The sequence below is a fragment of the Aurantimonas sp. E1-2-R+4 genome (assembly GCF_036549515.1).
In the GTDB taxonomy this organism is placed as follows: domain Bacteria; phylum Pseudomonadota; class Alphaproteobacteria; order Rhizobiales; family Rhizobiaceae; genus Aurantimonas; species Aurantimonas coralicida_A.
The window spans coordinates 1-4593 of record NZ_JAZHLK010000101.1; the positions used below are offsets into that span (position 1 = coordinate 1).

Here is a 4593-nt window from a genome sequence, read left to right on the forward strand (position 1 = left end):
CCAACCATCCGGACCGCTCGCTCACGTACCTCGGGTGAAAACTTCCTGGTCGTCTTGCTCATCGTAGCTCCTTCTCACAGATAGGAGCCTCCGGAAAACCCGGGACGCTTCAATGGGAGGTCGATCATGTTGCGCCGCTGGCGATTGCGCGATCCTACAACCACCTGCTCCACCTATGCCACTACGCGAACCTACAACCGCTTTGGCGGAGACAGAACAGAGTGAAGGGCGGGGCGGAGATGCCACGATTGGAAACGGACGAACAAATCGCCGCGTGAGTACAGCTTCGATGCGGTCCGACAGCTATTGCCTTTCACAGGGATAGATGCAGGCTCCACCACGAGTGATTTGAGCGAAATGTATACACCCTCGGATGCGAGGCGTGGAGTTGCTGAGGGAAGTGCAGCGTGGCCTCAGGGGCGTATCAGGGCAGCTTGTTCACGAGCGATTTTGTCGAAAGTTCCATTGCCGCCTCGCCGGACTGGGACACGATATCGGACACCGACCTGTCCCACGTTCAAACGACCCTCAGCAACATCTACGCAGCCTTTCCGACCGGCCAGACGCCCAATGAGGCCACGACGGAACAGGACCTAATCTGGCCCATCCTCGGGGCACTTGGGTGGCGTGACTACCTGACTCAGCAGAACCTGACGACAACGGGACGCAGGGACGTGCCCGACGCCCTTCTGTTCATCGACCGGGATGCGAAGACCCGTGCCAATGCCGGCCCTGAGGAATGGCGGCGGTACGAGTTCGGTGTTGCAGTTTTGGAAAGCAAGCGCTGGCTACGACCTTTGGACAGACGCTCGGAGCAACGCGACGAGGTGACCGCCCCGTCTACTCAGATGCTGCGATATCTACGCAGAGTGGACGACCTTACCAACGGCAGTCTGCGCTGGGGCATTCTTACGAACGGCTTGCGCTGGCGTCTCTACTATTCCGGTGCGCAATCCATTGCAGAGGACTTTTTCGAGCTCGACCTGGGCCTCGTCCTTGGACTGGACGGCTTCGATCACGGGCTGTTCGCGTTAGATGAAGCGGATCGAGTCCATTGGCTCAAGGTCTTCCTACTCACCTTCCGCAGGTTGGCATTCGAGATTGGCACCGACCAGCTTACCTTTCACCAGCGAGCGCTGGCCGAGGGCAAGTTCTACGAAGAGCGCGTGGCAAAAGACCTGTCGGACCTCGTGTTCGGTTCAGTATTTCCTTCGCTGGCAAGAGGCATAGCGGACGCCGATGCGGACGCGGACCTACAAGAGGTACGGGAGGCAGCGCTGATCCTGCTCTACCGGCTCCTGTTCATCCTCTATGCCGAGGACCGGGAACTGCTTCCCGTCAGAGACAGTCGTTACGACGACTACGGGCTGCGGGATAAGGTTCGGCTCGATGTTGGAAGGCGCAAAGATCAGAACGACGTCTTTTCGACCAGTGCGGCGCGCTACTGGGGTGTCCTCGATGACCTTTGCAGGGCCATTGATACAGGTGACAAATCGATAGGCCTGCCGCCCTACAATGGCGGGTTGTTCAATAGGGACCGCACGCCCCTTCTGACGAAGATACGGCTGGGCGACGCACTGATGGCCGCAGTGATCGATACGTTGTCGTTCACGAGAATCGATGGACAGCGACGATACATCAATTACCGCGACCTGAGCGTGCAGCAACTAGGCTCAATCTACGAACGACTTCTGGAATGGGAGGTTATACGAGACGAAGAAGGTGTGCGGGTACAGCCTAACATTTTTGCGCGTAAAGGATCGGGCAGCTATTATACTCCCGACGATCTTGTGGGGTTGATCCTCGCCGAGACGCTTCAGCCACTCGTGGCGCGCCATACGGGGGCCTTCAGAGCGCAAAGCGAAGCGTTGGCGAGCAAAGCGGCGGGCACGAACCGGCGCGGCTCACTGACCCGCATGGACCCTGCGCAGAAGCTCCTTGAGCTTAAGGTGTGCGACCCGGCGATGGGGTCAGGTCATTTCCTTGTAAGCCTCGTGGACAAGCTGGCCGACAGCGTGCTGGAGGCCATGGCCGAGGCCGAAGTGGTTGTGGAGTGGGCGGACTATCACTCGCCGTTGGCCCAACGGATCGAAGACATCCGAAATACCATTCTCAGCAACGCCGAGGAAGGCGGCTGGACCGTCAACGAAGACCAGTTGGACGATCGGCACATCATCCGGCGCATGGTTCTCAAGCGTTGCGTCTATGGCGTCGACAAGAACCCCATGGCCGTCGAGTTGGCGAAGGTTGCGCTGTGGCTCCATACCTTCACCGTGGGCGCGCCACTCAGCTTTCTCGATCATCATCTACGAGCCGGCGACAGCCTGTTTGGCGAATGGGTACTGACGGGCGTTCAGAAGGTCACGCGGTATGGCTCACCGCTGGTGCTGCATGGCCCTATACGCAAAGCACTGCAGTCGGCATCACAGATGCAGATTGTCGAGGGACTTACTGATGCGGAGATAGCCGAGGCGTACAGGTCGCAAGATATCTTCGATCAGATTACCGACATGACCGCGCCGCTTAATGCATTGCTGTCATTCATCCACGCGCTCGATTGGATCAATGTTCGCGACAAGGCGCGCAAGCGGCTCGTACAGAATTTCTTTGACGGTCAATTCGGTGAGCCCGTCGACGTGCTGCTCGGTAGGAAAGCACTGGAAGGCGTACGAGATATTGAAGCCATGCGAGGGCTGCTGGCGGAAGCACAGACATTAATTGCGGAAGAGCACTTCCTGCACTGGCAGGTGGCCTTTCCAGGCGTTTGGACAGATTGGGAGAACGACGAGCTACAGGGAGGCTTTGATGCAGTCATAGGCAATCCGCCTTGGGATCGCATGAAACTCCAACAGGTCGAGTGGTTCGCGGCACGTCGTCCCGACATCGCCATGGCGCAACGTGCATCGGAGCGTGAACGTCTGATTGCCAAGCTTCGTGCCTCGTCAGACCCCCTACATGCTGACTACAATAAAGCTAGCAAACGAGCGGAAACAGCGACCCGACTAGCCCGGACAGGCGGCGACTACCCGCTTCTCTCCTCTGGCGATATCAACCTCTACTCCCTGTTCGTTGAACGGGCGATGGCGCTGGTGAAGCCAGACGGGATCGTGGGCCTACTTACACCCTCGGGAATCGCCTCGGACAAGGGGGCATCTATTTTCTTCAAAGGCGTGGCGACAGAGGGGCGGTTACAGGCACTGTACGATTTTGAGAACAGAAAGGTGTTCTTTCCGGACGTGCATGCCTCGTTCAAATTTTGCATTTTCGTAGCCAGTCGATCGCCGACGCCACGCGCTGCGAAGTGCGCCTTTTATTTACATGCCGTCGAAGAGGTGAATGATCCCGACCGTTGTTTTGAGCTGAGCGCAGACGACTTTGCGCGTGTGAATCCGAACACTGGCACAGCACCAATCTTTCGTTCACGCCAAGATGCGGAACTGACAAGGGCAATATACGAACGGTTGCCCGTGCTTGTGGACAGGTCAGGCGATGCGGAATTAAGAGCGTGGCCCGTTCGATACATGCGTATGTTCGATATGACCAACGACAGTGGCCTGTTCCGAACGAAGGCTGAATTAGAGGACCAAGAGGGGGCTTATCCGATTGGGGAAAACAGATACGGGAGTGCTGGCGGGGAATGGGTTCCGCTTTACGTAGGTCGCATGATTCATATCTTCGACCATCGTGCGGCATCAGTGCGCCTGAACGAAGCGAACCTACATAATGCCGCCCTTAGCGGCGATGTTGCACCCGAAGACAAGGCCGACCCAGACTTTGTAACCACGCCTCAATACTGGGTGCCGGCACGAGAGATCACCCTACCCGAGTCCAGCAGTTGGGCTATCGGATTTAGAGACATTGCCCGAGCCACGGATGTACGGACAATGATCGTAAGCGCGCTTCCACGAATTGGAGCTGGCAACACCTTACCTTTGATTCTTAGTGGCGATCGTCCAAATCCGGCCCCGGAACTGCTAGCAAACCTTGCCTCTATCTGCCTTGATTATGTGGTTCGCCAAAAGGCTCAGAGCACGCATTTGAACTGGTACATTGTGGAGCAGCTACCGGTCGTACCCCCTGCTAAATACGAGGAGGTCAGCTTTGGCGCGAAATCGGCCTCAGTAGTGATCCGCGAAGCCGTGCTGGAACTCACATACACAGCACATGACATGGCCCCCTTCGCCATGGATCTTGGCTACGTGGAAGAGGATGGAAGCGTCAAGCCGCCTTTTGTCTGGGACGATGACCGACGGCTGCGTCTACGGGCTAAGCTCGATGCCGTCTTTTTCCACCTGTACGGCATTACCGATCGGGAGAATGTCCGGTACATCTATTCGACATTCCCTATTGTCGAGCGGGAAGAGATTTCCACCTGGGGAAGCTACCGATCACGAGACCTATGCCTGCACTACATGAACGCATTAGCAGCGGGTAATCCGGACGCGGTCGTGCAGGGGTGAGCAACCGAAAATCGCGGGGAATGAGAGCGCCGGTGCAAAAATCCACCACTGAAGCGGCCGGATATCTGGCTGTTGGCCGGAGCAAAACTCCGCCAGTGATAGCCTTCGTGCCTTTGGCCGAGGGCGGGGATGA

At 57.3% G+C, this 4593-nt stretch carries 1 protein-coding gene; it reads left to right on the forward strand.

The features are described from left to right. The first annotated feature begins 407 nt into the window (after positions 1 to 407). Positions 408 to 4460, forward strand: coding sequence for an Eco57I restriction-modification methylase domain-containing protein (locus tag VQ045_RS21250; protein WP_331831538.1), 4053 nt, complete (start codon positions 408 to 410; stop codon positions 4458 to 4460). The last annotated feature ends 133 nt before the right edge of the window (positions 4461 to 4593 follow it).